Below are 25,672 nucleotides of genomic sequence, written 5' to 3'. Positions count from 1 at the left end.
CGAAGGTAGCCCGAAAAAATGGCGTGTTCAATATCTGTTTAGACATGACAAATCGCCCGGCGAGAACACAGGTTCTGCCAGGGGAAAATACAGCTTCGTCAAGTATTTGCACCGAGCCGTGGTGGCCCGGCGCCGACGCGCGACCGGCAGACGGAACTTGTCGTTGCCGTGCTGCGCCGCGGGCGCCTTGTCGAGGCCGGGCACCAAGGTGTCCGGCCTGACAGGGTTACAATACCGCAAATCGGTGCGCAGGAAACCCGCCCTGTCGTCGCACCCCTGATTTTCTGGCCCCACAAGCCTGCTTGCTTTCCGACCGGATTTGCGGCAAACCCCGCCCGCTAGGCGAGCCGCCTGGTGACCTCCAGAGATCTCTTCGTCTTGACCAAGGCGTTTCATTCTTCCGGCGACGTGATCGCCGATCGTCGCGCGGCTTATGCCGGGATGCTGGCGGAGGGCGGCGACCACGCGGCCGCGGCCGACCTCATGCAGCAGGCTCTTGAGATCACCCCCGACTGGGCCGCAGGCTGGGACCTGCTCGGACAATATTGCGAAAAGATCGGCAATGTCGCTGGGGCCATCTCGGCCTGGCGGCACCTTGAGGCCCTGGACGATAACGGCGTATTCGGCGCCGGGCTGAAGCTGGCCGCGCATGGCGCCGGCGTCGCCTCGGACGGCACCGCCGTTAGCTATGTCGAAGCCCTGTTCGACCAGTATGCACCGCAATTCGAGCGGGCTCTCGTCGACCGGCTGGGCTACCGGGTTCCCGAATTGCTCGATGACCTGGTGCAGGCCGAAATGGCCCGGCTCGGCATCGAAAATTTCACCCGGGCACTGGATCTGGGCTGCGGCACCGGCCTGATGGGTGAAAAGCTGCGCGCCAAGGCCACCTATCTCGAAGGTGTCGACATCTCGGCGGCCATGATCGCCGAAACGGCCCGCAAGGGCATTTATGACAGCCTGCAAAAGGCGGAACTGGTCGCGACCCTCAATGGGCGCCGCGCCGATGCCGACCTGGTGACCGCCGCCGACGTCTTCATCTATTGCGGTGCGCTGCAGCCGATCCTGACCGCGCTCGTGCCGGCCCTCCAGCCGGGCGGGCTGGTCGCTTTCTCGCTCGAGGCGCATGACGGTCCCGAGCCGCTCTTCCTGCGCCCTTCGCTGCGCTACGCCCATGGCGTGGATGCAACACGTGATGCCTTGGTCCTGGCGGGCCTCGAGATCCTGCGCTTCGAGACTGCCGTGCTGCGCTTTGATCGTGGTGCACCGATCACCGGCATGCTGATCGTCGTGCGCAAACCGCCACTGGAGCTGACGGCCGCCAATGACGGGCAGAGCGATGGCGGCGACGTCGCCGCCTAAAAGCCTAGGCAAAGCAGCATGGTCTTGGCACAAGTGGGCTTCGGTCCAAGAGTGCTGCTTATGAATACCATCCGCTACGATTTCCGTTCCGATACCGTCACGCGTCCCCCTGCCGGCATGCGCGCTGCCATGGCCGAAGCCGAGGTGGGCGATGACGTCTTCGGCGATGATCCCACGGTCAACCGGCTCGAGCAGCGCATGGCGGCAATGCTCGGCAAGGACGCGGCGATCTTCGTGCCCTCCGGCACGCAGTCGAACTTGCTGGCGCTGATGAGCCATTGCGGCCGCGGCGACGAATTCATCGCCGGCCAGAAGGCCCATCTCTATGTCAACGAGGCCGGCGGCGCGGCCGTGCTGGGCTCGATCCAGCCGCAGCCCGTTGCGCATCAGAGCGATGGCACGCTGGACCCGGGCGAGATCGAAGCGGCCATCAAGCCCGACGACAATCACTTTGCCCGCACACGGGTCATCGCGCTCGAGAACACATTCGGCGGCAAGGTGCTGCCGATGGATTATATGGTGGAGGTTGCCGGGATTGCGCAGCGGCATGGGCTGGGCCTGCATCTCGATGGCGCCCGTGCCTTCAATGCCTGCGTCGCGCTGGGCGTCGATATCAGGACCTTCACGACGCCCTTCGACAGCGTCTCGATCTGCCTCTCCAAGGGGCTCGGCGCCCCGGTCGGCTCGGTGCTGATCGGCCGGCAGGACCTTATCGACACCGCCCGGCGCCACCGCAAGATGCTCGGCGGGGGCATGCGCCAGTCCGGCATCCTGGCTGCGGCCGGCCTTTATGCGCTCGACCACCATATCGATCGCCTGGCCGATGATCACCGCCGTGCCAAGCGGCTGGCGGAGGGCCTCGCGGCCCATTCGGCGCTCACGGTCACCATGCCCGATACCAATATCATCTTCGTGGACATGGAGGCGGAGACCGGCCAGCGCTTTACCGATTTCCTGGTGTCGCGCGGCGTCGGTCTCACCGGCCGCTATGGCCAGCAGCGCTGGGTCACCCATCTCGACGTGGACGACGCCATGGTCGATGGCGCGCTCGCCGAAGTGGCGACGTTTTTCCGGGCCGCTTGATCAGGGCGGGCGGGATTGTCTCCCGCCCGCCGCTTCTCTACTGGCTGTCCAGCGCCACGCGAATGGCCAGCTCCACCGGCGAGTAATTGCCGTCCGCCCTGTCGACCTCCAGCGGCTCACTTGGCAGTAGCGGCGGCTGGGCCATGAACTTGACCGTCTTGCCGCGATGCCCTTGCGCCGCGTGCACGAGGAAGGGGTGGCAGAGATAGACTGTGCCCGCGGGCCCCGTCGCCAAGGCCTCACGGCCCGTGTCGAACCAGTCCGGCCGGTCGGTGAGCATGTCGCGGAGCGATCGTCCCGCTTCGCCCGCCGGGGCCAGGTAGCGGGCGACTTCGAGATGCGAGCCCGGCCGGATGCGCGTCGGGGCGTCGTCCTCCTCCACATCGGAGAACAGGAACAGCATCAGCAATGCGCGGCCACGCGAATAGACATTGGCCCGCCAGTCGAGGAAATCCGGCGCCTCGTGGCCGAAGCTGACATCGATGTGCCACCCCGTATCGCCGGCATCGACTGGCGAGGGGAAGCGCACCGGGAAGGTCCCGAGCCCACCGCGGGGCAGCCAGCGGCCTGCACCAACCAGCTGGTCATAGGCCGCCCGGAGCGCTGGCGAGTTGACGGCATTGCGGAAAGGCGGCTGGGAAAACTCCCCGAGCCGGACCACTGGCTGGATCCAGGTGGCGGGATTGTCGGGGTCGCAGCCGGTGGCCGCCCAGAGGATGGCGCGGCCCTGGTCGGCCAGGTCGCGGGGGAAGGCATTGTCGATGCGGACAAAGCCATCGGTGATGAAAGCGTCGATCTGCGCTGCGGAGAGCGCGGGCAAAGTGCCAGGCATTGGAAAGTCCATGAGTTCGCGTGACCGCCCATGGCGGCCGAATCGAGCGGTTAGCCGCTCAACGAGTGCCCGTCGGGGGCGCCAGTCAGGCGCCGAGGAACACAGCGAATTTGTTGGACTGGATCATCATCATGATGCCACCCAGCATATTGAGCGGGCTATCGCCGTCAACCCCGTTGCCTCAATGCTCCACGCCGAGGTAGCGGGCGCGCAGCTGCTGTGTCGTGCCATCCTCATGAGCCGCCAGCAGATCGAGCGAAACCGGACGGACCAAGGGGCTCCCCTGCGGCGCGGCGAAGCCGAACTTCTCGGGGTCGAAGAGCGGTCCGACAACCTCAAGGCCGGCATCGGCCATGTGGTGCACATAGTATTCCAGCGCCATGGAGTCGGCGATGACGGCGTCGACCTCCTTGGCGCGAAGACCAGCTTCGGCCTCTTCAAGAGAGCCATAGGCGCGGATGGAAAGGCCGATGGAGCGGGCATAGAGTTCGGAAGTGCCACCGTCGAGCACACCCACGGTACGGTCACGCAGGTCGCTGATCTCCTTGATCTCGTTGCCGACAGCCGCTGCCGTCATCACACTGGTGACCGATGAGGTGACATAGGCCAGCACGGCAACGCCGAAGACCAGCCAGAAGGCGGAAAACAGCCTGCCAAAGGCGCCGAACATCATCTTGCGCGATGTCTTGCCCGACGTGGTGATGGACATGACATGGTAGAAGCTCTCGACCAGCCCGTCGAACCAGCGGCGCGGGAAGTGCGGGTCGAACCGTCGGTCGAATATGGTGAGCAGGATGGTGGCGGCGACAATGAAGAAGCCCAGCCAGAGAAAGGCGCGCAGGTGTCCGGCGTCGCCCAGTTCGCCGAGCAGACTGCCCAGGTGCAGGGCATCGCTGGCATTGACCAGGATGCGCAATCCGCCGTCATGCCAGGGGACCGTAAAGTCCAGTGCGGCAAGGCGCTCGCGCGTGATGGTTAGATTGCCCACTGCCAGATCGATCTGACCGGCCGCCGCGGCAGCAAGCAGTTCTCGCGGCGTGGCATAGGGCTGATAGGTCGGGGAGAGGCTGCCGCGCCGGGCTATATCCTCGAAAAGCTCGAAGGCGAGGCCTGAATAACTGTCGCCCGCACGCATGATGAAGGGCGGGCTGAGATAGATGCCTACGGTAACCGGAGTTGCCGCACCTTCCGCGGCAGCGTCCTGCGCTGTGGCTGTCGTCAAATGACCGGTAAGTAAAACGAGCGCGGCGCAAATTAACGCCAATAGTTTTCGCGAAATAATCATGATGCCCCCGGCAATGCATGTGCACGCTAGCGGTCATGGGTGAAAAAGTTGCTAAATAGAGGCCTCAGTCCATCCGTGAGATGGACTGAGGATGTGTCAGGTCACGCTGCGAAATAGCTCTGCAGCGGGCGGACCGTCAGGTTGCCATTCTGCAGCGCCACAATGCCCTCCACCGCGGCCAGGGCGCCGTCGATGGTGGTGTAGTAGGGGATGCGGCTGAGCAGGGCGGTGCGGCGGATGTCGCGGCTGTCGCTGATCGACTTCATGCCGTCGGTGGTGTTGATCACCAGCTGCACGCCGCCATTCTTCATCGAATCCACGATATGCGGGCGGCCTTCGAGCACCTTGTTGATCTTGGTGGCGGCAATGCCGTTCTCGACCAGGTATTTCTGCGTGCCGCCGGTGGCGAGGATGGTGAAGCCGCCCTCGACCAGGTGGCGGGCCATGTCGACGATATACTGCTTGTCCTCGTCTCGCACCGAGATGAAGGCCACCCCGGACTGCGGCACCTTGGAGCCGGCGCCCATCTGCGACTTGGCAAAGGCCATGGCAAAATCGGTATCGAGGCCGATGACTTCGCCGGTCGATTTCATTTCCGGCCCCAGTACGGTGTCGACGCCGGGGAAGCGGTTGAACGGGAACACGGCTTCCTTGACGGCGATATGGCTGAACTTGCGCTCGACCAGGTTGAAGCTGGCCAGGCTCTCGCCCGCCATGATGCGGCTGGCGATCTTGGCGATGGGCTGGCCGATCACCTTGGCGACGAAGGGCACCGTGCGCGAGGCGCGCGGATTGACCTCGAGCAGGTAGATCACGCCGTCCTTGAGCGCATATTGCACGTTCATCAGCCCGCCGACCTTGAGCGCGAAGGCCAGCTCCGTAGTCTGCCGCTTGAGTTCGGCGATGATCTCGGGACCGAGATTCTGTGGCGGCAGCGAGCAGGCGCTGTCGCCCGAGTGAATGCCGGCCTCTTCGATATGCTCCATGATGCCGGCAACGAAGACGTCCTTGCCGTCGCAGAGCGCGTCGACGTCGATTTCGGTGGCGCCGGAGAGGTAGGCGTCGAACAGCAGCGGATTGTCGCTGAGCACCGAATTGATCTGGCCGGTCTTGTCATTGGGGTAGCGCTGCAGGATGTCGGGCGGCACGAGGCCCGTCAGCGTGTCCTGCACATAGCGCTCGAACTCGTTGGCCGAATGCACGATGGCCATGGCGCGGCCGCCCAGCACGTAGGAGGGGCGGATCACCAGCGGATAGCCCAGGCGCTCGGCGACGAGGCGGGCCTGTTCCAGGCTATAGGCGATGCCGTTCTTGGGCTGGGTCAGCTCCAGCTTGTTGAGCAGCTTGCTGAACAGGTCGCGGTCTTCGGCCAGGTCGATGGCGTCGGGCTGCGTCCCCAGGATCGGCACGCCGGCCTTGAGGACGGCCTCGGCCAGGTTCAGCGGCGTCTGCCCGCCGAACTGCACGATCACGCCATGCAGCGTGCCGTTCTGCTTTTCAGTATGGAGGATTTCGATGACGTCTTCCTCGGTCAGCGGCTCGAAATAGAGGCGATCGGAGGTGTCGTAGTCGGTGGAAACCGTCTCGGGGTTGCAGTTGACCATGATGGTTTCATAGCCCGCTTCGCTGAGGGCGAAGGCCGCATGGCAGCAGCAATAGTCGAATTCGATGCCCTGGCCGATGCGGTTGGGTCCGCCGCCCAGGATCACCACCTTCTTGCGGTCGCTCGGGCGCGCCTCGTCGGCCACGCCGCCGCCGGCAAAGGGCGTCTCGTAAGTCGAATACATATAGGCGGTTGGCGAGGCGAACTCGGCCGCGCTGGTGTCGATGCGCTTGAAGACCGGCCGGACATTGAGGCTGTGGCGGAGCTTCAGCACGTCGGTTGGCTTGAGATTGGCGAGCTGGGCCAGGCGCTTGTCGGAAAAGCCCATGGCCTTGAGCGAGCGCAGCGTCTCGGCTTCCTGCGGCAGGCCGAACTGCTTGACCTTGGCTTCGGTCTCGACAATGCCCAGCATCTGCTCGAGGAACCACGGGTCGATCTTGCAGGCGTCGTGGATGTCCTCGACGCTCATGCCCAGGCGCATGGCTTCGGCGACATGCAACAGCCGGTCCGGCGTCGGGGTGCCGAGCGCCGCCTTGATGGCATTCTTGTCCTCGCCTTCGCCAAGGCCGGGAATGCCGATCTCGTTGAGGCCGGTCAGGCCCGTCTCGAGGCTGCGCAGGGCCTTCTGCAGGCTTTCCTGGAACGTGCGGCCGATGGCCATGGCCTCGCCCACCGATTTCATCGAGGTGGTCAGGCGGTTGTCGGAGCCGGGGAACTTCTCGAAGGCAAAGCGCGGGATCTTGACCACGACATAGTCGATGGTCGGCTCGAACGATGCCGGGGTCATGCCGCCGGTAATGTCATTGTCCAGCTCGTCGAGGGTGTAACCGACGGCCAGGCGCGCGGCGACCTTGGCGATCGGGAAGCCGGTGGCCTTGCTGGCCAGCGCCGAGGAGCGCGACACGCGCGGGTTCATCTCGATGACCACCATGCGCCCGTCGGCCGGGTTGATGCCGAATTGCACGTTGGAGCCGCCGGTCTCGACGCCGATCTCGCGCAGCACCGCCAGCGAGGCGTCGCGCATGATCTGGTATTCCTTGTCGGTCAGCGTCAGGGCCGGCGCGACGGTGATGGAATCGCCGGTATGGACGCCCATCGGGTCGATATTCTCGATCGAGCAGACGATGATGCAGTTGTCCTTCTTGTCGCGGACAACCTCCATTTCATACTCTTTCCAGCCCAGCACGCTTTCCTCGACCAGCACTTCATTGGTCGGGGACGCGTCGATGCCGCTTTCGCAGATGGCCAGGTATTCTTCACGGTTATAGGCAATGCCGCCGCCGGTGCCGCCCAGGGTGAAGCTGGGTCGGATGATGGCGGGCAGGCCGATGACCTCGAGCGCCTGCAGCGCCTCGATCGTGTTATGTGCCAGCATGGAGCGGGGGGTTTCGAGCCCGATCTTCTTCATGGCGTCGCGGAACAGCTCGCGGTCTTCCGCCTTGTCGATGGCCTCGGCCGTGGCGCCGATCATCTCGACGCCGAATTTCTCCAGCACGCCCATCTTGCGCAGGCTGAGCGCGCAGTTCAGCGCCGTCTGGCCGCCCATGGTGGGCAGTAGCGCATCGGGGCGTTCCTTTTCGATGATCTTGGCGACCACTTCGGGGGTGATGGGCTCCATATAGGTCGCATCGGCCAGGTCCGGATCGGTCATGATCGTCGCCGGGTTCGAATTCACCAGGATGATGCGGTAGCCCTCTTCCTTGAGCGCCTTGCAGGCCTGGGTGCCCGAATAGTCAAACTCGCAGGCCTGCCCGATGATGATCGGACCCGCACCGATGATGAGGATCGATTTGATGTCGGTACGTTTTGGCATGGTGCTCGCTCAACTGTGTCTATCACTGTCACGCTCCCGAACCGGAAAAGTGGTTGCCACTTTTCCTGGGAGCGCTCCGAGTCGCAGGCGAGGGAAGAATCGCCCGGACAGCACCTGTCTCGCAGCGAACCGCGCAGCAACTGAGCGCTGCGGCGCGGTGGAAGGTCCAGACATGGTGGTTAGGTGGGCTGTCTAGCGGAAAGGGCCATGGAAGGGAAGGGGGCGATTGCCGCCTGGCCACAAGCAGCGAGGCCCATGCGAGCGTGGAGCGGCCATCGCCGCCGCATGGTTACTGAATCCTAAGCATTGCAGACTAAATTCCACGCCAACAACAAACCGCAGGCACACTGCGGGGGAGGCCGGTCGGTGCGCGAGCTCATTCCTGCGCTGGGTTTTTCTGCCGTGGCGGTCGCGCTATCGGTGGGAATAACCATGGCGGCTCCGGCTCGCGGTGAAATGGCCGTGGCCTTTTCACCCTTCACCAGCGAATCGACCGCCTGGGCCATCATTCACGAGGCCGGTGGTCTCATGGTGGCGCCCACGAGACTGCCCAATGTGGTGGTCGTCTATGCCGCCGACACCGAATTCCAGCAGCGGGCCCGCACCCTGGGCGCTCTCTTCTTCCTTAAAGCAACCGGGCTTTGCGCGCCTGAGACCAGGCCGGAGACAACATGACCCTTGAGACTATTCGCAGCCGTGCCACCATTGCGGTTGCCGGATTATCGGCTCTGATGACCGCCATTGCGGTGCTGACAGAGTTCCTGTTCCAGGGCCAATTCGGCACCGGCAGCCTGCTGGCGGGCTTCGGTTTTGCCGCGCTTATCGCCACCTATGCCTTCAGCCGGCAGTCGGCAGCCTTCCGCTACATGGCTGTCGCCGTGATGATGGCCGAGGTCATGGCTCTCTTGGTCGCCGCGCGCGGCATGCCGCTGCAGACCGATATCCACATGGCATTCTTCGCGGGGCTGGCGGTTTGCGCGCTGCTTTATGACGCCAAGGCGATCCTGCTCGGCGCGGCGCTGGTCGCGGTGCACCATCTTGCACTGGGCATGCTGCTGCCTGACCTGGTCTTTTATGGCGGCGGCGGTTTTCCGCGTGTGCTGATGCATGCCGTCATCCTGGTCATCGAAGCGGGCGGCCTCGTCTGGATGACCATCAATACCCGCCAGTTGCTGACCATTTCCGAATTGCGGTCCGAGCAGGCCCAGGTCAGCGCCCGTGAGGCAGAGTTACTGGCCGATGAAGTAGAGCATGCCACCGAGGCGCGCCGACAGGAACGCGCCCGGACAATGGAACAGCTCTCGGTCGACTTCAATCGCGCCGTCGATGCGGCAATTGACGGCGACTTCTCGGCCCGCATCGCGGCCAATTATGATGATCCGGCGCTGGTCAATCTTGCCCAGTCGATCAACCTGCTGATTGAGACAGTGGGCGAAAGCGTGGGCGATACGGCTCAGGTCATGGCTGGGCTCGCCAATTCTGATCTCAGCGTGCGCATGACGGGTCAATACCAGGGCGCCTTTGCCGCCCTCCAGCATGATACCAATGCTTTGGCCGACAAACTGGCCTCGGTCATGTCGTCGCTGGGGGTGGCTATTGACGGCCTGCGCACCGCCACTGGCGAAATTCTGGCCGGCGCGAATGATCTGTCCGAGCGCACCACCAAGCAGGCCGCCACCATCGAGCAGACTTCGGCGGCCATGGAGCAGCTTGCCACCACGGTCATGCAGAACGCCGACCGGGCTCGCGATGCCAATACCAATGCCGGCGCGGTCAGCCGGACCGCCGAAGAGGGCGGGCTGATCATGAGCCAGGCCACCGAGGCCATGGCCCGCATCACCCAGTCCTCGTCCAAGATCTCCAACATTATTGGCCTGATCGACGACATTGCCTTCCAGACCAACCTGCTCGCCCTCAACGCCTCGGTCGAAGCGGCGCGGGCTGGCGAGGCGGGAGCGGGCTTTGCTGTGGTCGCGGTGGAAGTGCGCCGCTTGGCTCAATCGGCCGCCCAGGCGTCCGCCGACGTCAAGCTCCTGGTCGACGCTTCGGCCGGCGAAGTGGGCTCAGGCACCAAGCTCGTGGCCGAGGCCGCTGCCAAGCTTAGCGCCATGCTTGATGCCGCCAGGGCCAATACCGGCCTGATGGAAGGCATAGCGCGCGACAGCCGCGAGCAGGCTGCTGCCATCGAAGAGGTCACCGTGGCCGTCCGGCTGATGGACGAGATGACCCAGCACAATGCTGCGCTGGTGGAACAAACCAACGCGGCCATCGAACAGACTGAGGCACAGGCCGGGGAACTCGATACCATCGTGCAGGGATTCAAGGTCGACGCCGGAACCCGGCCAGCACGCGCGCCCGTTCCGCTAACCAAATCCGCCAAGGACGTCCGCACCCTGCGCAATACCGCCAGCGCCTACTTGAGCCACGGCAATGCAGCAGTGTCCAAAGACTGGTCGGAGTTCTAACGGGCGAAGGGGCCTGCAGCGACCGACGTTGAAGCCATGGGCGAACGCGCCTGGCTGCCAATTACCCCTTATGCGCCGCCATCCGCTCGTAAAACGGCCGCGCTTCCTCGGCGATGGCCAGCAGATGCCCCGGCAGGTCTGGCGCTGTCTCCTCCGGCGGGGCAAATCCCGTCGTGTTGAAGATGGCGCCATACCAGTGCGGGGCCCAGACCCCGTCGTCGGGGTGCTGCCCCTTGGGCCAGCCCAGCATGGCATCGGTGAAGTTCAGGCCGATGGCGGTGCAGAGCGCGGTCAGCGCCTGGCGCGGGTCGCGACGCACATCCTCGGCCTCGATCACCGGCGGGGCGTGGCCCAGCCGGTCGGCGACGCGGTCGAACAGGTCGGCCTGCTCGGCAAAGCCTATGTCGCGCAGCGTCACGTCCTCGCGCTTCTGCGCATAGGAGGCGAGCACGCGCTCGGGGCGGCGCAGCAGGAAGACATTGGTCACGCCATCCATCCAGTCGCGCGGAAAGCCCTCGATCATGTGGTGGGCCATGTGCTTCTGGTACCAGACCGGCTTGCCGCCCGGCACCGGGCCGAGCATGTCGGCGGCGACGCGTTGCGGGTCCTGCGGCTGGCTCGCCAAAACGGCCTCGTTCATCGGGTGGATGATGCCGGTGGCGGCCAGGTAGGCGGCGTAAAAGGGCTCGTCGCTGACGGCGCAGTCGGGGCGCGAGGAGAAGGCACGCATCATCGCGGTCGACAAATTACGCGGGCCGGACCACATGGCGATGCGGCGGATGGGTTCACTCATGGCGGGTAGATCTCCCGTTCGATCAGGTCGCGGTAGAGGTCCTGGAGGCGCAGCGTCAGCTCGCCGGGAATCGGCCCCGGCCCGGTCAGCGGGTGACCCATGCGGCGGCCATCCACTTCGCGCACGGCAGTCAGCCCGGCAAAGGTGCCGGTGACGAAGGCCTCGTCGGCGCCATAGACATCGGTCAGCGAGAAGTTCTTCTGCCGCACGGTGATTCCCGCCGCCTCGGCGACCCTGATGATATTGCCGCGGGTAATGCCGCCCAGGCAGTAGTCGCCGGTCGAGGTCCAGAGCTCGCCACGCCGTACGATGAAGAAGTGGGTGGAGTTGCAGGTGGCGACGAAGCCCTGTGGATCGAGCATCAGCGCCTCGTCGGCGCCGGCCTTGGCTGCCTGGATGCAGGCCTGGATGCAGTTGAGCTTGGAGTGGGAATTGAGCTTCTGGTCCTGCATGTCCGGCGCGGTGCGGCGGATGGTCGAGGTGAAGAGGCTGATGCCGTCCGGCTTGGGCGAGGGGGCCTTGTATTCGGGAATGATCACGATCGTGGCGTCGCCGATGGTGACGCGCGGGTCCTGATAGGGCGTCGCCTTGATGCCACGGGTCACCATCAGCCGGATATGGACGCCGTCGGTCATGCCATTGGCGGCCAGGCAATCGAAGATGCGCTTGACCAGGGCGTCGGGGGTGAGGCCGATGGAGAAATCGAGCGCCTTGGCGCCTTCATAGAGCCGCTCCAGATGCGCCCAGAGGAAGGGGATCCCGCCCCGGTGCAGCCGCAGCCCTTCCCATACGCCGTCGCCCAGCACGAAGCCGGAGTCGAAGACGGAAACCACGGCCTGGGCGCGCGGCGCCAGCGTGTCGTTGACCGCGATCAGGATATCCGCATTGCGCGGATCATCCACATAGGCATGCACGCCGTAAGCCATTCCAGCACCATCACAAGTTGGGTGTGCCAGTGTCGACCTTCGCGGTGGCGCGGGCAAGCCGTCCGGCGCATTTGTGCGGGCCGACGCGCAAATTTTCGCGCATCATGTCGATCTGGCGGTGGCGCCACCGACTAGCCGCATAACCTGGAGGTCACTCTATGAAATATCTCTGCATCGTCTATGCCGGTGGTGGCGAGGGCACGCCTGGCCCCGATGAGGAAATCGCCATCAAGGACGGCTGCATCGAGCAGGACCATGCCTTGTTCCAGGCCGGCAAGCTGGTCCTGGCCAGCCCGCTGCAGGGGCCGGAAACCGCGGTCGGCCTGCGCTATCGCAACGGCGTGGCCTCGCGGACCGACGGCCCCTATGTCGAGACCAAGGAGTGTATCGCCGGCTTCATGGTGATCGAGGCGGCCGATATCGAGGAGGCCGTCGCCATTGCCAGCGAGGGGCCGCTTGAGGGCATGGCGGATCTCGAAATCCGGCCCCTGCTGGATGAGCGGCACAGCCGCACTGGCATGGACCGGTCGTTCTTCTTCGCCCGAGGCGCCAGATGAGTGCGCTGCAGCTCTACTATACGCATAACCTCAATCCGCGCGTGGCCGTGGCGGTGGCGCGTCATCTCGACCTGCCGGTCGAGTTCGCCCGCTATTCGCCGATGGGTGACGACCGCGAGGCTTTCCTGCCACTCAATCCCAACTCGCTGGCGCCGCTGCTGGTCGAGGATGGGCAGCCGCTCTGGGAGACGGACGCCATCGCCCTGCGCCTGTCGCGCCTCTCCGGTACCGATTTCTGGCTGGATACACATCCCGAAGAGATGATGCGCTGGGTGAGCTGGTCTGCCCACCATTTCACCCGGGCCGGCGGGACCATCGTCTTTGAGACCGTCACCGTGCCGCTCTATATGGGACGCGCGCCCGATCCGGCGGTGCTGGAGCCGGCGATGGCTGACTTCCGCCGCTTTGCCACCATCCTCGACGATGTCCTCGCCGGCCGTGACTGGCTGGTCGGGGGCAGGTTGAGCTACGCCGATTTCCGCGTTGCCACGGCGCTGCCCTTTGCCGGGCGGGCAGGCCTGCCGGTGGGCGACTATCGCCATATCGCCCGCTGGCATGACCGGCTCAATGAGATCGACGCCTGGCGCGAGCCGTTCGCAGGGATCGAATGATCGGGGAGTGGCGGAAAACCGGCAGGCTGGTGTAGCGTTACCGCCAAAAGGAGTGATGCCATGTGCCGCAACATCAAGCCCTTGTTCAACTTCGAGCCGCCGGCCACGCGCAACGAGATGCATGACGCGGCGCTGCAGTTCGTGCGCAAGATTTCCGGCTACAACGCGCCGTCCAAGGCCAATGAGGCCGCGTTCCACGAGGCGGTGGAGGATATCGAAAAGGTCGTCCGCAAGCTGCTCAAGTCCATGGAGACCAATGCGCCGCCGAGGGATCGCGACGTCGAGGCCGCCAAGGCAAAGGAGCGCTCCCGGCTGCGCTTTGGCACCTGAGCTACTCTTCCGGCTCGGTGCTGAAGAGCAGCGGATAGCCGTGGTCGCGGGCGAATTCGGTTGCCCGCGTTGCCTTTTCCTCGGCCACTTCCTTGGTGAAGACGGCCACCACGCAGGCGCCCTTGGTATGAGCCGTCAGCATGATGGCATTGGCCTGCGCCTCGGGCACCCGGAACTCGGCCTTGAGCAGGCGCACGACAAATTCGCGCGGCGTGAAATCGTCGTTGAGCAGGATGACCTTGTGCAGCGGTGGGCGCGCCGGCTTCAGCACGGTCGCGGTGCGGCGCTTGGTATTGGTATCGGCCATCCTTGCCCCCAATCACTGTGTGGCGGAACGGGCCTCTCCGCCATGCGTTAGCAAGCAAAACCTTCCAACTGGGGTCCGGTCATGCTTCAATTGCTCATCATACTCGTCCTCGTGGCTCTTGTCGCCGGGGGCCTCGGCTTCAGCGGCGTTGCCGCGGGGGCAGCCACGCTGGCCAAGATCATCTTTGCCATCATGCTCATCGGCATCGTGCTGCTGCTGATCCTGGCCTTCATGGGCATTGCCATCCTGATCTAGCGCTGCCGATCGCCACCTGCCGGGAGACCGAAATGGCCCAAGTACCGAACATCACTCTCAATGATGGCAAGACCATTCCCCAGCTTGGCTTCGGCGTTTGGGAAATTCCCAATAGCAGCGTGGCAAAGACTGTCGTCACCGCCATCGAGGCCGGCTACCGCTCGATCGATACCGCGCAGGGGTATGGCAATGAGGAGGGCGTCGGGCAGGGCATCGTCGATTCCGGCTTGCCGCGCGATGAGCTGTTCATCACCTCCAAATTGCGCACGAAGGACCAGGGCTACGACGCGACCCTCAAGTCCTTCATGGGCTCGCTGGACCGGCTGGGTCTCGACTATCTCGATCTCTTCCTGATCCACTGGCCGGTTCCCAAGCACGACCGGTATTCCGATACCTGGAAGGCCTTCGTCCAGTTGCAGCGCGACGGGCGCATCCGGTCCATCGGCGTCTCCAATTTCCTGCAGGATCACCTCGAGCGGATCATCGGCGATAGCGGCGTGGTGCCCGCGGTCAACCAGATCGAGCTTCATCCCGAATTCCAGCAACGCGACGTGCGCGCCTTCCACAGCCAGCACAATATCGCCATCGAGTGCTACAGCCCCCTGGGGCGCGGCCAGGTGCTGGGCAATGACATCATCGGCCGGATTGCTGCCCGGCATGGCACCACGCCGGCGCAGGTCATCATCCGCTGGCATGTGCAGCAGGGCCTGATCGCCATCCCCAAATCCGTGCGCCCGGAGCGCATCAAGGCCAATATCGACGTGTTCGGCTTTGCCCTTGACGATGACGACATGGCGGCCATCGCCAAGCTCGACCGGCCCGACGGCAAGATGGTCGGCGATCCGGCGACCAATAACAGCCTGTGGTAGGCTAGAGCCTGAGCTTGAAGCCTTCGTGGCTCTTGGCGAAGCCGAGCTTTTCATAGAAGCGATGGGCGTCGGTCCGGACCTTGTTTGAGGTCAGTTGCACCAGCCCGCAGCCGGCCTCGCGGCATTGCTCGACCGCCCAGAGCACCATCTGGCTGCCGAGGCCCGTGCCGCGCTGGTCGGCGCGGATATGGACGTTTTCCAGCAGGCCGCGCTTCATCCCGAAATTGGGCAGCCCGGGAATGAAGCTGATCTGCAGCGTGCCGACGACTTCGCCATCCTTCTCGGCGACGACGAGGCGATGGCTGGCATCGGCCGTGATCTCGTCGAAGGCAGCGCGATAGCGCGGATCGTCCAGCGTCGTCGGATCGAGCGGCGGCGTATCCTTGCCCCGCGCATCGCCGGCATGGCTGAGCCGGATCATGGTGGCAATGTCGGCTGGCGTAGCGTTGCGGTAGGTCAGTTCGGCCATGTCGATCTCGCGTCGTGACGGGTCGGTTTCGTCTTCGTGCAACTGCGCGCGCGTCGTGTCAACGTCGCCGCGGGCTGATCAGCTTTGCCAATCCCACCACGAAAAGCGCCACAATGGCCGGCCCCAAAGCCAGCCATGATTCTGCCGCGAGCAGGGCGCCGGTGCCGGCCCACATGATCGAGGCGAAGGCCTCGCTCAGCGTGGCGGCGCGGGAGGCGACTTGGCGACGGCGGAACATCGAGCGCTTGGCGACAACGCGGAACCACAGCTGGATGGCGGTGGCCGATCCGGCCGATAAGGCCGCGCATCCCGCGGTGATCAGCGCCATGCGCGGGGAGGAAACAGCCATCATCAGCAGCAGTGGCGACAGCACTACCGCAATGACGATCAGCACGGCCTCGATCTTGGCGATCAGCACGGTGCGCGGCGAAACCGGGGCGGTGACCACGAGGTCATGCGCGTCCTCGCCCGATATGGCGAGCCAGGCGAGGCCGCCGGCCAGTTGTCCCGCGGCCATGACCAGCACCGGCACGACCACGACGAAGGCGCCGCCACTGTCGCCGAAATTCATCCACAGCAGCAAGGCCGGCGGCACGAGATAGAGGATCTGCATCAGCGTCTGCGACAGCAGCCACGGGTCGCGCTGCAGCAGCCGCCATTCCTTGATGCGCAGCACCTGCCGCTGCGACGCCGGGCGGAAGGCGCGTGTCGATGGCCGGCGCTGGCTGCGGATGTGGTTGAGGCCGGCGGCGGAAATGGCGTGGTGCCCATAGCTCGACGCGGTCACTGCGATGGTGAGGGTCAGCGCCCCAAGCCCAAGCGCCAGCATGATGACCGAAGCACCCAGGTCCCCCATGGCGGCACGGGCGGGAAGCCAGAGCAGGCTGCCGAGATCCGGCGCCGAGGCGACGATATCGGCGGACTGGAAGATCGCGAAGCGGGACATGTTGCCATAGTAGAGGATGGCCGCGGCCTGGATGCCGATGACAAAGCCGGCGCCGACAATGCCGGCGACGATCTGCGCCACCAGCCGCGTCTGCCTGGGCCCGACGAGACGAAACAGCGCCATGGTGATGGCTACGGCAATCGCCGTCGACAGTGCGCCCAGGGCGATCACCACGCCATAGGCGGCCAGCCAGTGCGGGCCATCGAGCACCGCCAGCATGTTGATCAGGGGGCTGGCCAGCAGCCCGGTCAGCACGATCGTCGACACGGCGACCGAGGCCGTGCGCACGGCAAAGAGCCGTTGCGACGAGGCGGGCGAGGAAAGGATCAGGTCGAGGTCGGAGCGCGCATAATAGACGCGGGTGACCGATTCCAGCGCCTGCGACAGCATCACGGTCCAGAACAGGAGGCCGCTGCCGCTCAGCAACACCAGTGTCGCCTTGTCGGGCGCTATACCCCGCGTCACCCAGGGCGCCACGAGGCCATAGGCCATGAGGTGCAGCAGCACCACGACCACACCGATAAAGATCGCCAGCCCGATGCCGCGCGCCCGGCGACCGCCGGTCATCATGGCGACCCATTCGCGCCAGGCGAGGTTGAGCTCGTGGCGCGCGAACCAGGTCAGCGAGGCAGGCGCGGGGGTCATGCCGCTTCCGCCACCAGGTCGAGAAAGATGTCTTCGAGGCTCGATTCCCGGCCAATGCGGGCGCGCAATTCGGCCAGCGTGCCCTCGGCGATCAGCCGGCCCTGGCTGATGACGCCGATGCGCTCGGCCATGCGTTCGGCGACTTCGAGGATATGGGTGGTCATGATGACGGTAACGCCATCGCGGACCTTGCCCAGCAGCACGTCTTTGACCTGGCGGGCCGAGCCGGCGTCGAGCCCGGTCAGCGGTTCGTCGAGGATGATCAGCTTGGGCTCATGCACCAGTGCGCCGGCCAGCGCCACCTTCTGGAGCATGCCCTTGGAAAAGCCGCCGCAGAGTTCATTGGCATGCGGGCGCAGGCCCAGCCAGTCGATCAGCTCGTTGGCCTTGGCCTGGGCGGCGCGGGCATCGATCTGCCATAGGCCGGCGACGAATTCGAGATATTCGAGCGGCGTCAGCCGGTCATAGACCATGGGTTCGTCCGACACCCAGGCGACGATGCGCTTGGCGGCGACCGGGTCGCGCCGCGCATCGATGCCGAAGATCGAGATGTCGCCCGCATCGGGCTGCAGCAGGCCGGCCACCATGCGCAAAATGGTCGTCTTGCCGGCGCCATTGGGGCCGAGCAGGGCATAGAATTCACCCGCCCGGATGGTCAGGTCGAGATCGGCGACTACCGGGCGGTCGAAGCTCTTGCTCAGGTGGGAAACGGCGAGGGCGGGGACAGTCATGGCGGCGCTCCGGCGGGATAGCGGCGCGAGCGTAAGCGGGATGCCTTTCCCGGGCGTGAAGCGGCAGCGTTAAGTTTTCGGCAAGGGGGCAACGGGCGCCGCCGGGGCGCCCGTCTGCCGGATCAGGCGACGGTCAGCTTGACGTCGATATTGCCGCGCGTGGCATTGGAATAGGGGCAGATCTGGTGCGCCTTTTCCACCAGCGTTTCCGCCACGGTGCGCTCGATGCCGGGCAGGGTGATGGTCAGCTCCGCCGCAATGGCAAAGCCGGGGCCATCGGCGTTCTCGCCAAACGACACGGCGGCGTCGATCGTGGCCTCATCGGGAACCTTGACCTTCTCGCCACGGGCGACGGCCTTGAGGGCGCCGAGGAAGCAGGCCGAGTAACCGGCCGCAAACAGCTGTTCGGGATTGGTGCCCGCGCCGCCATTGCCGCCCATTTCCTTGGGCGTGTCGAGCGTGACCGACAGGCGACCGTCATCGGTCTTGCTGGTGCCGGTGCGGCCACCGGTGGTGTGGGCATGGGCGGTGTAGACGGCTGACTTGATCGACATGACAGGCTCCTTGTGGTTCGTTGGTGCCGGGTAGATAGTGCACAATTAAATCGTGTGCAATTGAAAAATGCATGCTAGATTGCCGCAGGTGTTCTCCGGAGGTGTCATGACGACCCAGGCTGATCCGCTCAGGCTCGACTCGATGCTGTGCTTTGCCGTCTATGCGGCCGGGCATGCCTTCACGCGCTTCTACAAGCCCCGGCTCGATGCGCTGGGCATCACCTATCCGCAATATCTGGTGTTCATGGTGCTGTGGGAGGCTGACGGCATTACCGTCAAGGCTCTGGGCGACCGGCTGTTCCTCGATTCCGGCACCATCACCCCGCTGGTCAAGCGGCTGGAGGCGCGGGGCCTGCTGCGCCGGCAGCGCGACGACGAGGATGAGCGGCAGGTCCGCATCTTCCTCACGCCCGAGGGCCGGGGGCTGCGGGCGAAGGCCCTTGCCGTGCCGCTGGCTGTGGGCGAAGCGCTGGGCGGGGAGGCTGCGGACGGGGACGCCTTGCGCGAAAGCCTGCACCTGCTGCGCCAGAGGCTCGATGCCGCTTCCTGACGGTCTTCAGTCCCCGGCGGAACTTTGTGGGTGGCGCGCCGTTCTCACCGCGACATAAATCGGAGACTTGAGAAAAATGGCGCCCACTGATCGTGAAACAGTCATCGTGGACCGCGGCGGCAGCGGCGCGGGCGGCGTGATCATCGGGATCATCGTCGCGCTCGCGCTGATCGTCGTGGCCTACTTCGTGTTCTTCAACAACAGCGGCGGCGGCAGCGGCACGGTCGATATCGACGTGCCCGCAGTCAGCGTCGATGTGGTGCCTGACGGGCAGTAAGCCCGGTCCGGACACGGAATAGGGGCGTCCACCTGGTGGGCGCCCCTTTCGTTTGGCTAGAGCGCGATGCGATAGAGGCCGAAGCCCTCGGCATTGGTCTCGCCCGTGGCTTCGATTGCGACGGCCGTCACATCCGCCAGGTGCTCGGCGGCCTTGGGTCCCGTGGCGAACAGCACGGTGGTGTCCCCGATCGGAGCCAGCGACCAGTTGCTGTCGGCCGTGGGGTTGATCGTGCCGTTCTCGACGATGAACCGCACTATGAGGTCGCGGTTGGTGTCGGGACCCTTGAAGATGATGTGGTCGGCCCCGGTTCCGGGGAACGAGCCGCCGCCGCCAGCGCGGTAATTGTTGCTGGCAACGACGAATTTGGCCTCCGGGTCGATCGGCGCGCCGTCAAACATCAGGTCGACGATGCGGTTGGCGTCGGGGTTGGTCACTTCCTTGCCGTCGCTCGAATATTTCGAGGGCTGGGTGAGGTCGATCTTGTAGGTGACCCCATCGATGATGTCGAAATTGTAGGACGGGAAGTCCGGATTGATCAGCTCGGCGTCCACCGCTCCCTTTTCGACCTGGTTGAAGATGCCAGCCGAGCGCTCCAGCCAGTCCTTGACCTCGGCGCCGGTCACGACGAGGGCCTGGATGGTGTTGGGGTAGAGATAGAGATCGGCGACATTCTTGATCGCCACCGGACCCACCGGCACATCGGTGTAGTAGTCCGGGCCGCCGCGGCCGCCGGCCTTGAACGGGGCCGCCGCCGACAGGATCGGCAGGTCTTCCCATTCGGTGCCCTTCATCATCTGCGCGATATACCAGGTCTGGGCCTGGCTCACGATCTGCACCGACGGGTCATCTGCCACCAGGGCGAAATAGGAGTGCAGCGGCGCGGCGGTCTCGCCCACGGCGCGGCGGATATAGTCCAGCGTCTCCTCATGGTCGGTCTGGGCCGCCGCGATCACCTCGGCGTCGTCGGTCACCAGCGCGCTCACCTTGCCGTCGACGCGCTCGAAGATCGGGCGGGCTTCCGACGTATGGGAGACTACGGTCCACTTGCCCTCGGCATCCTGCTCGATCAGCAGGTCGACCAGGCCCATATGGCTGCCCCAGAAGCCGGGCATCACGGCCGGCTTGCCGTTCAGCGTGCCATTGGCGACGTCCACGCCCTCGATGCCTTCATAGTCGGGGCCGGGGAAAACCAGGTGGTGGTGGCCGGTCAGCACCACGTCGATGCCGTCGACGCCCGCCAGCTGCAGCGAGGCATTCTCGGCGCCCGCGCCCTGGTCGGCAGCAATGCCGGAATGGGACAGCGCCACGATGATGTCGGCGCCTTCTTCCTTCATCTTGGGTACATAGGCCTGGGCCGTCTCGACGATGTCGCGCACCTCGACCTTGCCGGTCAGGTGGCTGGCATCCCAGGTCAGGATCTGCGGCGGCAGGAAGCCGATAATGCCGACCTTGATCTTGCGGGTGCCGCCGGCGCCGTCGGTCAGCTCCTTCTCGATGATGCGATAGGGCTCGATATAGGTCTCGTCCGACAGGGCATCCGCACCGAGCGTGCCGCGCACCAGGTTGGCCGAGACGAAGGGGAAATCCGCGCCTTCGAGCGCGCGGTCGAGATAGTCGAGGCCATAGTTGAATTCGTGGTTGCCCAGCGTGGCGCCTTCATAGCCCAGCGTATTCATCGCCGCGACGATGGGGTGCACGTCACCCTGGTTGAGGCCCTTCTCATAGGCGTAATAGTCGCCCATCGGGTTGCCCTGGATCAGGTCGCCATTGTCGAGCAGCATGGCATTGCCGGCCTCGGCACGAATCGACTCGATGATCGAGGCGGTACGGGCCAGGCCCATCGTGTCGTTGGGCGTATCGGCATAGTAGTCGTAGGCAAAGACCGCGACATGCAGGTCCGTGGTCTCCAGGATGCGCAGATGCGCCTGGTTCGACTGGGCCAGCACCGCATAGGGGTGCATGGCCGCCATGGCGCCGACGCTCGCCGAACCGGCGAGGAAGGTGCGGCGGGAAATCTTGGGCAGGAAATTCATTGGTCGTCTCCCTGACGTGTCCACATCGATGAAACAGGGTGCGGGGGCGCCATGCTCCCGAACCATGGACCTTGCGATCCCGTGCGATGCTCTTGCCGTCAGCAGGTGACGCTGGGATGACGGCGGCGTGATGACGCTATGGAATTTTGACCGGGTGGTCAATTTATGACAGTCGGTCTGGCATATGGAGGAGCCGCCTCTGCTGCTGAGAGCTTGCCAATCTAGCCCCACCCCACCGCGCGGCACCTCCCCATGACGAGGAAGGGTGGAGGGGTACGGAATCCCTGACGCGCTGGCCAGGTGTCCTCATGGCCAAATTTACCTCCCCACTTATCCCCCTCCCCGAAACCTGTGGCACACTTCTCCCCATCACTCCGCATGGGCGGCCTGCAGGCGAACAGTGGCGGGGTGAGCCGGGCGCGGGTTTTGCCTCTCGCGCAGGTTCGAGACCTGGCCGCAGCATGGCGAGCGATCATGCTGCGCGATAACCGGGACTGTTCCAAAAACCGGCACCCCGAGGCGGTCGTCGTCTCGTTTTTTAGTTTACCAGAGGCGGCATCCGCCTCGGGGTCCGCCCACCATGTGGGCAAGATCGGTCCGGTGGATCGATCTGAAGTGAGCAAGCCATGAGGGCAATGCGCCGAATGGCAAGTGACAACCGCGCTGCAGGCGGCGCTTGCGCATGCCTGCCGGAACCGATTGCTTTGAAGCGGCTTGTTGCTAGGCTGGGGCACAATCGGAGAAGAACCACCATGAAATGGCGCGGCAGGCAGCAGAGCTCGAACATCGAAGACCGGCGTGGTCAGGGCGGCGGCGGGCTCGGTGGATTGGGCGGCAGCTCATTCGGTCGCGGCGGTGGTTTCCGCCTGCCAACCGGCGGCGGGGGCGGGTCGCGTGGCGGCATCGGCAGCCTGATCGGTATTGTCGTGGTGCTGGGCATCATCTGGTTCGCCACGGGCCAGAACCCGATCGACATTCTCACCGGCGGCTCGAGCACCAGCGGCTCCTCGGCTAGTTCGTCGGGACAACTGCCGACCACCGGGGAAGAGGCGGAGCTGCGCGATTTCGTCGGCGTCGTCGTCAAGGAGACCGAGGACCTGTGGACCGAAGTGTTCCAGGCCTCCGGCGAGGATTATCCCGAGCCGACCGTGGTGCTGTTCACCGGTGCTGTCGACACCGCCTGCGGCGCCGCCGATTCGAGCGCCGGGCCCTTCTATTGCCCGGGCGATTCCAGAGTCTATATCGACCTCAGCTTCTACGATCAGCTGCACCGGCAGTTCGGGGCGCCGGGCGATTTCGCCCAGGCCTATGTGCTGGCCCATGAAGTGGGGCACCACATCCAGAACATTACCGGCGTGCTGCCCGAGTTCAACCAGCGCCGCGCCAGCATGAGCCAGGAAGAGGCCAATGCCTACTCCGTGCGCGTTGAGCTGCAGGCCGATTGCTATGCGGGTGTCTGGGCCAATTATGCCGGGCAGGAGGATCTGCTGGACAGCGGCGATATCGAGGAGGCGCTCAACGCCGCAAGCCAGATCGGCGACGATACGCTGCAGAAGCGCATGCAGGGCTTTGCCGTGCCCAAGACCTTCAACCACGGCACCTCGGCGCAGCGAAAAACCTGGTTCGAACGCGGTTATACTTCTGGCAATCCCGGCGATTGTGATACGTTCTCGGGCAACGTGTAACGATATAATCGGTGGACTAGACAGTGCTGGGAATACCCGAAAGCGTCATGCCGCATGTGCGGCGGTTTGGCTTTTCCGGCGTCATCGCCGTTGCAGTGGTGGTGGTGATGATCTTCGGCATCAACCCCATCACCGTGCTCACCGGGCAGGTGGCTGAGCCGCTGCCGCATACGACGCTGACGGCGCTGGAAGCCATTGCCGCCGGTGAGGATGGGCCGGAGGCGCTGGTCGACGCCGTGAGCCGCGAGGCCAACGGCTTCTGGGAACGGGCCTTCCGCAGCGCCGCCGTGCATTATCCGCCGGTCGCGCTCAAGATGGTGCCGACCAAGGCGGAGCTGGGCTGCGGCATGGCCGGCTCCGATGTGGGCACCTTCTACTGTCCCGATGACAGCACCGTCTATGTCGACATGGCCACTTATGCCGATCTGGTCGCCAGCTTTCCGGCCGAGGGTCACAAGGCGGAGGGCTATCTGATCGGGCTGGCCTATGGCCATCACGTGCAGGCCGCGCTCGATCAGTTCGAGGCGCTCGAGACCCTTGATGCGGCGGAGAGGGTAGTGCGCGAGCAGCAGCTGGGCGCCCAGGCCGCCTGCTATAGCGGCGCCTGGACCAAGTGGGCGGGGCTCGAAATCCTGCTCGATGATCCGGCCATCGTGCGGGCGATCGATTCGGGCAGCACCGGGCGGGACGTTACCGCCGCGCCGTCCCGCGCCCCCATTCCCCGAGCCTTGACGCCGCCGAGCGCGGCATTCCGCGCCCACGGCTATGGCCTGGGCTATGCCATCCCCGCCGCGGGGAGCTGCCGCATGGAGAATATTGGCCAGCCGATCTGAAACATGGCTGCCGCCGCAGCGTTATCCCCGCACACACGGAGGATGCTATGATCGGCAATATGAGCAGCGTGGTTTTTGAATATTTTGCCGATGACGGGCGGTTTCCCAACAACGTCCTGCCGGTCGTGATCTATCGGCGCGCGATTTCGCAGGCGGAAGCGTCGCCCGAGGCCATGGAGGCGCTGTTCGACGGCAATGGCTGGCCGAGCCAGTGGCGCTCCGGCATCTTCGATTATCACCACTACCATTCGACGGCCCATGAATGCCTGGGCATGGCCCGTGGCAGCGCTACGCTGCGGCTGGGCGGGCCGGAGGGTCGGGATGTCGCCGTAGCCGCAGGAGATGTCGTCTTGCTGCCGGCGGGCACGGCGCATCAACGCGTCAAGGCGAGCGCGGATTTCCTGGCCGTCGGCGCCTACCCGCCCGGGCAGGACTGGGACCTGCTGCGGGGCGATACCAGTGATCGTCCCGAAGCCGACAAGCGCATTGCCGCGGTGCCCTCACCCAGCACCGATCCGGTCGGCGGGCAGGGCGGGCCGGTGCTGGAAATGTGGCGTTAGGCGGCGGGTGCTGCGTGTTCGGGGCGCTCTTCCATGCCCTTTTGGGCGCGGACATGGTTGAGGAAGCGCGTGAAGAGGTAATGACTGTCGCGCGGGCCGGGGCTGGCTTCGGGGTGGTACTGCACCGAGAAGATCGGCTTGCCGTCGACGCGCAGGCCGGCATTGGAATTGTCGAACAGCGAGATATGCGTCTCGGTGACGCCGGAGGGTAGGCTCGCCTTGTCCACGGCAAAGCCGTGGTTCATCGAGGTGATCTCCACCTTGCCCGTGGTCAGGTCCTTGACCGGATGATTGGCGCCGTGATGGCCCTGATGCATCTTGGACGTGGTGCCGCCCAGCGCCAGGCCGAGCAGCTGGTGCCCCAGGCAGATGCCGAAGACCGGCTTGCCGGTTTCCATCAGCTTCTGGATCGTGGGCACGGCATATTTGCCGGTCGCCGCCGGATCGCCGGGGCCGTTGGAGAGGAAGATGCCGTCGGGATTGTGCGACAGCACATCCGCGGCCGTCGCCGTGGCGGGCACGACCGTCACCCTGGCGCCTTGGTCGGCGAGGCACCGCAGGATATTGCGCTTGGCGCCGTAGTCGATAGCCACGATGTGGAAGTCGGGATTCTCGAGCTTGCCGTAGCCCTTGTCCCACTGCCAGCCCGTCTGGTCCCAGTGATAGGTCTGGGCGGTCGTGACTTCCTTGGCCAGGTCCAGTCCCTCGAGGCCGGGAAAGGCCTTGAGCTCGGCATTGATCGAGCCGAGGTCGAAAATGCCGGTCGGGTCATGGGCGATGACGCCGTTGGGCATGCCGTTTTCGCGGATCAGCGCGGTCAGGGCCCGGGTGTCGATGCCGGTAATGCCGATGATGTTGCGCTTCTTGAGCCAGGCATCGAGCTTTTCGGCGGCGCGGTAATTGGACGGATTGGTGATGTCGGCCTTGAGCACGACGCCGCGGACACCCGACAAGGCGGCCATGTTGACTGTCTCGATATCCTCGTCATTGGTGCCGACATTGCCGATATGGGGGAAGGTGAAGGTGATGATCTGGCCCGCATAGGAGGGGTCGGTCAGCACTTCCTGGTAGCCGGTCATGGCGGTGTTGAAGCACACTTCGCCGGCGGCATGCCCGATGGCGCCGATGCCGCGGCCTTCCAGGCGCGTACCGTCTGCAAGGATCAGAAGGGCGGTCGCGGGGGATTGCTGCCAGCCGGTCACGGTGGGCCTCCAAGAATTGGTTTCATATGGTCGCGCGGCCGAACCGGAATAGTCTGGGACTTTTCCTGCCACGCTCTGCGATGTCGATTGAGGCCT

26 protein-coding genes are annotated in these 25,672 nt (G+C 64.9%); 14 read left to right on the top strand and 12 right to left on the bottom strand.

What is annotated here, in order from left to right; translation table 11 throughout:
• The first annotated feature begins 354 nt into the window (after positions 1-354).
• On the top strand, positions 355-1,359 hold the full coding sequence (locus ACLI1C_RS14140; RefSeq protein WP_411397745.1) for a methyltransferase: 1,005 nt from the start codon (positions 355-357) through the stop codon (positions 1,357-1,359).
• A 60-nt stretch (positions 1,360-1,419) separates the two neighbouring features.
• On the top strand, positions 1,420-2,442 hold the full coding sequence (gene ltaE / locus ACLI1C_RS14135) for a low-specificity L-threonine aldolase (protein ID WP_411397744.1): 1,023 nt from the start codon (positions 1,420-1,422) through the stop codon (positions 2,440-2,442).
• A 37-nt stretch (positions 2,443-2,479) separates the two neighbouring features.
• Here the strand turns inward: ltaE and ACLI1C_RS14130 are convergent, their stop codons facing one another.
• The 3 genes from ACLI1C_RS14130 to carB form a co-directional block, all read right to left on the bottom strand.
• A complete protein-coding gene (locus ACLI1C_RS14130) occupies positions 2,480-3,274 on the bottom strand; it encodes a phytanoyl-CoA dioxygenase family protein (RefSeq protein ID WP_411397742.1) in 795 nt (264 codons plus the stop codon).
• 181 nt (positions 3,275-3,455) lie between these two features.
• Positions 3,456-4,496 carry a transporter substrate-binding domain-containing protein gene (locus tag ACLI1C_RS14125; RefSeq protein ID WP_411397740.1) on the bottom strand — a complete coding sequence of 347 codons (1,041 nt, stop codon included), beginning with the start codon at positions 4,494-4,496 and terminating at the stop codon, positions 3,456-3,458.
• A 164-nt stretch (positions 4,497-4,660) separates the two neighbouring features.
• A complete protein-coding gene (carB, locus tag ACLI1C_RS14120; RefSeq protein WP_411397738.1) occupies positions 4,661-7,975 on the bottom strand; it encodes a carbamoyl-phosphate synthase large subunit in 3,315 nt (1,104 codons plus the stop codon).
• Positions 7,976-8,341: 366 nt separating this feature from the next.
• On the opposite strand from carB, the gene ACLI1C_RS14115 reads away from it, so the two are divergent.
• A complete protein-coding gene (locus ACLI1C_RS14115) occupies positions 8,342-8,650 on the top strand; it encodes a hypothetical protein (protein ID WP_411397736.1) in 309 nt (102 codons plus the stop codon).
• Positions 8,647-10,440: a methyl-accepting chemotaxis protein gene (locus ACLI1C_RS14110; RefSeq protein ID WP_411397734.1), complete on the top strand. Its 1,794-nt coding sequence runs from the start codon at positions 8,647-8,649 to the stop codon at positions 10,438-10,440. The genes ACLI1C_RS14115 and ACLI1C_RS14110 overlap by 4 nt, the downstream gene beginning before the upstream one ends.
• Before the next feature lie 61 nt (positions 10,441-10,501).
• On the opposite strand, the gene ACLI1C_RS14105 is transcribed toward ACLI1C_RS14110, so the two are convergent.
• Positions 10,502-11,233 carry a hypothetical protein gene (locus tag ACLI1C_RS14105; protein ID WP_411397733.1) on the bottom strand — a complete coding sequence of 244 codons (732 nt, stop codon included), beginning with the start codon at positions 11,231-11,233 and terminating at the stop codon, positions 10,502-10,504.
• On the bottom strand, positions 11,230-12,159 hold the full coding sequence (locus tag ACLI1C_RS14100) for an aminotransferase class IV (protein WP_411397731.1): 930 nt from the start codon (positions 12,157-12,159) through the stop codon (positions 11,230-11,232). Before ACLI1C_RS14100 ends, ACLI1C_RS14105 begins: the two co-directional genes overlap by 4 nt.
• A gap of 158 nt (positions 12,160-12,317) precedes the next feature.
• Between ACLI1C_RS14100 and ACLI1C_RS14095 the strand changes: the two genes are divergently transcribed.
• The 3 genes from ACLI1C_RS14095 to ACLI1C_RS14085 are packed head-to-tail and all read left to right on the top strand — an operon-like array spanning position 12,318 to position 13,657.
• Positions 12,318-12,716 carry a YciI family protein gene (locus ACLI1C_RS14095; protein ID WP_411397729.1) on the top strand — a complete coding sequence of 133 codons (399 nt, stop codon included), beginning with the start codon at positions 12,318-12,320 and terminating at the stop codon, positions 12,714-12,716.
• Complete coding sequence (locus ACLI1C_RS14090) at positions 12,713-13,327, top strand: glutathione S-transferase family protein (RefSeq protein ID WP_411397728.1); 615 nt, start codon at positions 12,713-12,715, stop codon at positions 13,325-13,327. The genes ACLI1C_RS14095 and ACLI1C_RS14090 overlap by 4 nt, the downstream gene beginning before the upstream one ends.
• Positions 13,328-13,387: 60 nt before the next feature.
• Entirely contained in the window at positions 13,388-13,657 is a 270-nt protein-coding gene (locus ACLI1C_RS14085; RefSeq protein WP_411397726.1) for a DUF2277 domain-containing protein, read from the top strand.
• 1 nt (position 13,658) lies between these two features.
• Here the strand turns inward: ACLI1C_RS14085 and clpS are convergent, their stop codons facing one another.
• Complete coding sequence (gene clpS / locus ACLI1C_RS14080) at positions 13,659-13,964, bottom strand: ATP-dependent Clp protease adapter ClpS (RefSeq protein WP_411397724.1); 306 nt, start codon at positions 13,962-13,964, stop codon at positions 13,659-13,661.
• An 81-nt stretch (positions 13,965-14,045) separates the two neighbouring features.
• Here clpS and ACLI1C_RS14075 point away from each other — a divergent pair, with 81 nt between their 5' ends.
• Together ACLI1C_RS14075 and ACLI1C_RS14070 are read left to right on the top strand one after the other, a co-directional pair.
• A complete protein-coding gene (locus ACLI1C_RS14075; RefSeq protein WP_411397722.1) occupies positions 14,046-14,219 on the top strand; it encodes a DUF1328 family protein in 174 nt (57 codons plus the stop codon).
• Positions 14,220-14,251: 32 nt separating this feature from the next.
• Positions 14,252-15,088, top strand: coding sequence for an aldo/keto reductase (locus tag ACLI1C_RS14070; RefSeq protein WP_411397720.1), 837 nt, complete (start codon positions 14,252-14,254; stop codon positions 15,086-15,088).
• A 1-nt stretch (position 15,089) separates the two neighbouring features.
• On the opposite strand, the gene ACLI1C_RS14065 is transcribed toward ACLI1C_RS14070, so the two are convergent.
• From ACLI1C_RS14065 to ACLI1C_RS14050, 4 genes are all read right to left on the bottom strand, one after another.
• Entirely contained in the window at positions 15,090-15,599 is a 510-nt protein-coding gene (locus ACLI1C_RS14065; RefSeq protein ID WP_411397719.1) for an N-acetyltransferase family protein, read from the bottom strand.
• Between the two features lie 16 nt (positions 15,600-15,615).
• Complete coding sequence (locus ACLI1C_RS14060) at positions 15,616-17,148, bottom strand: permease (protein ID WP_411397717.1); 1,533 nt, start codon at positions 17,146-17,148, stop codon at positions 15,616-15,618.
• A complete protein-coding gene (locus tag ACLI1C_RS14055; protein WP_411397716.1) occupies positions 17,145-17,879 on the bottom strand; it encodes an ABC transporter ATP-binding protein in 735 nt (244 codons plus the stop codon). Before ACLI1C_RS14055 ends, ACLI1C_RS14060 begins: the two co-directional genes overlap by 4 nt.
• 122 nt (positions 17,880-18,001) lie before the next feature.
• A complete protein-coding gene (locus ACLI1C_RS14050) occupies positions 18,002-18,433 on the bottom strand; it encodes an organic hydroperoxide resistance protein (protein WP_411397714.1) in 432 nt (143 codons plus the stop codon).
• A 106-nt stretch (positions 18,434-18,539) separates the two neighbouring features.
• Between ACLI1C_RS14050 and ACLI1C_RS14045 the strand changes: the two genes are divergently transcribed.
• Together ACLI1C_RS14045 and ACLI1C_RS14040 are read left to right on the top strand one after the other, a co-directional pair.
• On the top strand, positions 18,540-18,983 hold the full coding sequence (locus ACLI1C_RS14045; RefSeq protein ID WP_411397712.1) for a MarR family winged helix-turn-helix transcriptional regulator: 444 nt from the start codon (positions 18,540-18,542) through the stop codon (positions 18,981-18,983).
• A gap of 76 nt (positions 18,984-19,059) precedes the next feature.
• Positions 19,060-19,260: a hypothetical protein gene (locus tag ACLI1C_RS14040; protein ID WP_411397710.1), complete on the top strand. Its 201-nt coding sequence runs from the start codon at positions 19,060-19,062 to the stop codon at positions 19,258-19,260.
• Positions 19,261-19,316: 56 nt separating this feature from the next.
• On the opposite strand, the gene ACLI1C_RS14035 is transcribed toward ACLI1C_RS14040, so the two are convergent.
• On the bottom strand, positions 19,317-21,296 hold the full coding sequence (locus ACLI1C_RS14035) for a bifunctional 2',3'-cyclic-nucleotide 2'-phosphodiesterase/3'-nucleotidase (RefSeq protein WP_411397709.1): 1,980 nt from the start codon (positions 21,294-21,296) through the stop codon (positions 19,317-19,319).
• A 752-nt stretch (positions 21,297-22,048) separates the two neighbouring features.
• Here ACLI1C_RS14035 and ACLI1C_RS14030 point away from each other — a divergent pair.
• The 3 genes from ACLI1C_RS14030 to ACLI1C_RS14020 are packed head-to-tail and all read left to right on the top strand — an operon-like array spanning position 22,049 to position 24,374.
• The gene (locus tag ACLI1C_RS14030) at positions 22,049-22,981 is read left to right on the top strand and encodes a neutral zinc metallopeptidase (RefSeq protein ID WP_411397708.1); all 933 of its coding nucleotides are present in this window, start codon (positions 22,049-22,051) and stop codon (positions 22,979-22,981) included.
• 23 nt (positions 22,982-23,004) lie between these two features.
• Positions 23,005-23,814, top strand: coding sequence for a neutral zinc metallopeptidase (locus ACLI1C_RS14025; protein WP_411397706.1), 810 nt, complete (start codon positions 23,005-23,007; stop codon positions 23,812-23,814).
• Positions 23,815-23,861: 47 nt separating this feature from the next.
• On the top strand, positions 23,862-24,374 hold the full coding sequence (locus ACLI1C_RS14020) for a hypothetical protein (protein WP_411397704.1): 513 nt from the start codon (positions 23,862-23,864) through the stop codon (positions 24,372-24,374).
• On the opposite strand, the gene carA is transcribed toward ACLI1C_RS14020, so the two are convergent.
• A complete protein-coding gene (carA, locus tag ACLI1C_RS14015; protein ID WP_411397702.1) occupies positions 24,371-25,576 on the bottom strand; it encodes a glutamine-hydrolyzing carbamoyl-phosphate synthase small subunit in 1,206 nt (401 codons plus the stop codon). The two genes, ACLI1C_RS14020 and carA, sit on opposite strands and share 4 nt — an antisense overlap.
• Between the last annotated feature and the right edge of the window lie 96 nt (positions 25,577-25,672).

It is taken from the genome of Devosia sp. XGJD_8, from assembly GCF_046614475.1.
Classification (GTDB): domain Bacteria; phylum Pseudomonadota; class Alphaproteobacteria; order Rhizobiales; family Devosiaceae; genus Devosia.
This window is presented reverse-complemented; position numbering and strand designations above follow the sequence as displayed.

Excerpts from the sequence above, each read along its gene's own strand:
- ltaE (WP_411397744.1), top strand. The coding sequence starts at position 1,420 with ATGAATACCATCCGCTACGATTTCCGTTCCGATACCGTCACGCGTCCC.
- ACLI1C_RS14130 (WP_411397742.1), bottom strand. The coding sequence starts at position 3,274 with ATGCCTGGCACTTTGCCCGCGCTCTCCGCAGCGCAGATCGACGCTTTC.
- carB (WP_411397738.1), bottom strand. The coding sequence starts at position 7,975 with ATGCCAAAACGTACCGACATCAAATCGATCCTCATCATCGGTGCGGGT.
- ACLI1C_RS14110 (WP_411397734.1), top strand. The coding sequence starts at position 8,647 with ATGACCCTTGAGACTATTCGCAGCCGTGCCACCATTGCGGTTGCCGGA.
- ACLI1C_RS14105 (WP_411397733.1), bottom strand. The coding sequence starts at position 11,233 with ATGAGTGAACCCATCCGCCGCATCGCCATGTGGTCCGGCCCGCGTAAT.
- ACLI1C_RS14100 (WP_411397731.1), bottom strand. The coding sequence starts at position 12,159 with ATGGCTTACGGCGTGCATGCCTATGTGGATGATCCGCGCAATGCGGAT.
- ACLI1C_RS14095 (WP_411397729.1), top strand. The coding sequence starts at position 12,318 with ATGAAATATCTCTGCATCGTCTATGCCGGTGGTGGCGAGGGCACGCCT.
- ACLI1C_RS14090 (WP_411397728.1), top strand. The coding sequence starts at position 12,713 with ATGAGTGCGCTGCAGCTCTACTATACGCATAACCTCAATCCGCGCGTG.
- ACLI1C_RS14085 (WP_411397726.1), top strand. The coding sequence starts at position 13,388 with ATGTGCCGCAACATCAAGCCCTTGTTCAACTTCGAGCCGCCGGCCACG.
- clpS (WP_411397724.1), bottom strand. The coding sequence starts at position 13,964 with ATGGCCGATACCAATACCAAGCGCCGCACCGCGACCGTGCTGAAGCCG.
- ACLI1C_RS14075 (WP_411397722.1), top strand. The coding sequence starts at position 14,046 with ATGCTTCAATTGCTCATCATACTCGTCCTCGTGGCTCTTGTCGCCGGG.
- ACLI1C_RS14070 (WP_411397720.1), top strand. The coding sequence starts at position 14,252 with ATGGCCCAAGTACCGAACATCACTCTCAATGATGGCAAGACCATTCCC.
- ACLI1C_RS14060 (WP_411397717.1), bottom strand. The coding sequence starts at position 17,148 with ATGACCCCCGCGCCTGCCTCGCTGACCTGGTTCGCGCGCCACGAGCTC.
- ACLI1C_RS14055 (WP_411397716.1), bottom strand. The coding sequence starts at position 17,879 with ATGACTGTCCCCGCCCTCGCCGTTTCCCACCTGAGCAAGAGCTTCGAC.
- ACLI1C_RS14050 (WP_411397714.1), bottom strand. The coding sequence starts at position 18,433 with ATGTCGATCAAGTCAGCCGTCTACACCGCCCATGCCCACACCACCGGT.
- ACLI1C_RS14045 (WP_411397712.1), top strand. The coding sequence starts at position 18,540 with ATGACGACCCAGGCTGATCCGCTCAGGCTCGACTCGATGCTGTGCTTT.
- ACLI1C_RS14040 (WP_411397710.1), top strand. The coding sequence starts at position 19,060 with ATGGCGCCCACTGATCGTGAAACAGTCATCGTGGACCGCGGCGGCAGC.
- ACLI1C_RS14035 (WP_411397709.1), bottom strand. The coding sequence starts at position 21,296 with ATGAATTTCCTGCCCAAGATTTCCCGCCGCACCTTCCTCGCCGGTTCG.
- ACLI1C_RS14030 (WP_411397708.1), top strand. The coding sequence starts at position 22,049 with ATGAAATGGCGCGGCAGGCAGCAGAGCTCGAACATCGAAGACCGGCGT.
- ACLI1C_RS14020 (WP_411397704.1), top strand. The coding sequence starts at position 23,862 with ATGATCGGCAATATGAGCAGCGTGGTTTTTGAATATTTTGCCGATGAC.